The 2,743-nt window shown below is 66.6% G+C and carries 3 protein-coding genes; all 3 read left to right on the top strand.

Annotation, left to right across the window (positions count from 1 at the left end):
* Positions 1-555 (top strand): adenylate/guanylate cyclase domain-containing protein (locus A5707_RS19525; protein WP_197495382.1); only part of this gene is annotated, 555 nt, incomplete at its 5' end.
* Between the two features lie 78 nt (positions 556-633).
* Complete coding sequence (locus A5707_RS19520; RefSeq protein ID WP_065016096.1) at positions 634-2,124, top strand: DNA-3-methyladenine glycosylase 2 family protein; 1,491 nt, start codon at positions 634-636, stop codon at positions 2,122-2,124.
* Complete coding sequence (locus A5707_RS19515) at positions 2,121-2,618, top strand: methylated-DNA--[protein]-cysteine S-methyltransferase (protein WP_065016095.1); 498 nt, start codon at positions 2,121-2,123, stop codon at positions 2,616-2,618. Before A5707_RS19520 ends, A5707_RS19515 begins: the two co-directional genes overlap by 4 nt.
* Positions 2,619-2,743: the final 125 nt, after the last annotated feature.

The raw sequence follows: 2,743 nt of genomic DNA, 5'->3' as shown, positions 1-2,743 counted from the left end.
CCGCAGTTGGGCGGCGAAGAGCGCCATGTCGCAGTGGTTTTCGTCGATATCGAGGACTCGACACAGTTGGTGACCAGTCGGCCACCGGCTGAACTCGTTCAACTGCTCAACCGGTTTTTCGCCGTGATCGTCGACGAAGTCGACCGCCATCGCGGGCTGGTCAACAAATTCGAGGGCGACGCGACGCTGGCGGTTTTCGGCGCCCCCAATCGCCTCGAACATCCCGAAGAGGCGGCGCTGGCGGCCGCGCGAGCCATCGCCCGGCGGCTGAGCGCCGAAGTGCAGGAGTGTTTGGCCGGCATCGGGGTGGCGGCCGGACAGGTCGTCGCCGGCAACGTCGGCGCCAAGGAGCGGTTCGAGTACACGGTGATCGGTGAGCCGGTCAACGAGGCGGCCCGCCTGTGTGACCTGGCCAAATCGCATCCCACCCGATTGCTGGCATCGTCGGAGGTGTTGGAGGGCGCGACCGAAAGCGAACGCGCCCATTGGTCGCTGGGGGAGACGGTGACGCTGCGCGGCCACGACCAGCCGACCAGGATCGCGTCCCCCGTGTAGCCGAATCCGGCCAGTCAATCCACCACGATGTCGCTTTTCCGCCAGTGATGTCGGTGGGCAGGTGTAATTGTGGCAATCGTGCACGAAGATTTCGACCGCTGCTACCGGGCTGTGCAGTCCAAGGACGCCCGGTTCGACGGTTGGTTTGTCACCGCGGTGCTCAGCACCGGGATCTACTGCCGGCCCAGCTGTCCGGCTCGGCCACCGCTGGCCCGCAATGTGCGGTTCTATCCGACGGCGGCGGCCGCGCAGCGGGCCGGTTTCCGGGCGTGCAAGCGGTGCCGTCCGGACGCATCGCCGGGTTCGCCCGAGTGGAATGTGCGCGGCGACATCGTGGCGCGGGCGATGCGGCTCATCGCCGACGGCACCGTGGACCGCGAAGGTGTCAGCGGCCTGGCCGGCCACCTCGGTTACACCACACGCCAGTTGGAGCGCCTGCTGCAAGCCGAGGTAGGGGCCGGCCCCCTTGCGCTGGCCCGAGCCCAACGGACCCAGACGGCCCGGGTGCTGATCGAGACGACGGATCTGCCGCTGAGCGACGTCGCGTTTGCCGCCGGGTTTGCCAGTATTCGCCAGTTCAACGACACCCTGCGCACCGTGTGCGACAGCACGCCTACGTCGCTGCGCAAACGCGCGGCGGCCCGGTTCGGGCACTATGCCGCCTCACCCGGGACGGTGTCGCTGCGCCTGCCGGTACGGACACCGTTTGCCTACGACGGCGTTTTCGGTCATCTGGCGGCCGGCGCCGTCCCCGGATGCGAAGAAGTACGCGATGGCGGGTATCGCCGCACGCTTCGGCTCCCGTCCGGCAACGGCGTCGTCACTCTCACGCCGGCGCCAGACCACGTCCGCTGTCAGCTCGTCCTCGACGACTTCCGGGATCTGACGACCGCTATCGCCCGTTGCCGACGCTTATTGGACCTGGACGCTGATCCGGAAGCGGTGATCGACGTGTTGGGGTCGGACCCGGAATTGGCTGCTGTGGTCGCCAAGGCGCCTGGACAACGGATCCCCCGCACCGTCGACGAAAACGAATTGGCCATCCGCGCCGTGCTGGGACAGCAGGTCTCGACGAAGGCCGCTCGGACTCACGCAGCCCGATTGGTCGCCGGCTACGGGCAACCGGTCCACGACGTCGGCGGCGGAGCGCTGACGCATACTTTCCCCTCGGTCGAGGAGCTCGCCGACATCGACCCAGCCCACCTGGCCGTCCCGGCGGCCCGTCGTCGAACGCTCACAGCGCTTGTGGACGGGCTGGCCGACGGCAGTCTGACGCTGGATGCGGGCTGCGACTGGCAGGGGGCCAGGCGGCAGCTGCTCGCGCTGCCCGGAGTGGGACCCTGGACTGCAGAAGTGATTGCCATGCGCGGACTCGGGGACCCAGATGCCTTTCCGGTCAGCGACCTCGGGCTGCGGCTAGCCGCCGAGCAGCTGGGGTTGCCCACCGGTCAGCGGGCGCTGATCGCTCGCAGCCACGCCTGGCGGCCGTGGCGTTCCTACGCCACCCAGCATCTGTGGACGACGCTGGACCACCCGGTGAACCACTGGCCCATCAAGGAGACGGCATGATCCACTACCGCACCATCGACAGCCCAATCGGCCTACTGACGTTGGCTGGACATGACCATGTCCTGACCAACCTGCGCATGGTGGACCAGACCTACGAGCCGAGCCGCGCCGACTGGGTGCCAGAGGACACCGCATTCCCAACGGCCGTGGACCAACTCAACGCCTATTTCGCCGGCGAGCGCACCGACTTCGACATCGAGTTGAACATGGCGGGCAGCGCGTTTCAGCGGCGCGTGTGGGAGGCGTTGATGACGATTCCCTACGGAGAAACCCGGTCCTACGGAGAGATCGCCGAACAGATCGGAGCGCCCGGGGCCGCTCGCGCGGTCGGCCTGGCCAATGGACGAAATCCGATCGCCATCATCGTGCCCTGTCACCGAGTGATCGGTGCCAGCGGCAGCCTCACCGGTTATGGCGGCGGCCTACAGCGTAAACGAACGCTGCTCGAATTAGAGAAAAGCCGGAAATCGGCGACGCTGACCCTTTTCGACTAGCCTTTTTTGAATATAAAAAAGGGCACCTTTGTGGGGTGCCCTTTTTTGTGTGTGTTCGGCGGTGTCCTACTTTTCCACCCGGGTGGGTAGTATCATCGGCGCTGGCAGGCTTAGCTTCCGGGTTC

Source organism: Mycobacterium kyorinense, from assembly GCF_001672775.1.
GTDB lineage: Bacteria > Actinomycetota > Actinomycetes > Mycobacteriales > Mycobacteriaceae > Mycobacterium > Mycobacterium kyorinense_A.
Note: the sequence above shows the minus strand (reverse complement) of the source record. Positions and strands in the feature narration are given on the sequence as shown.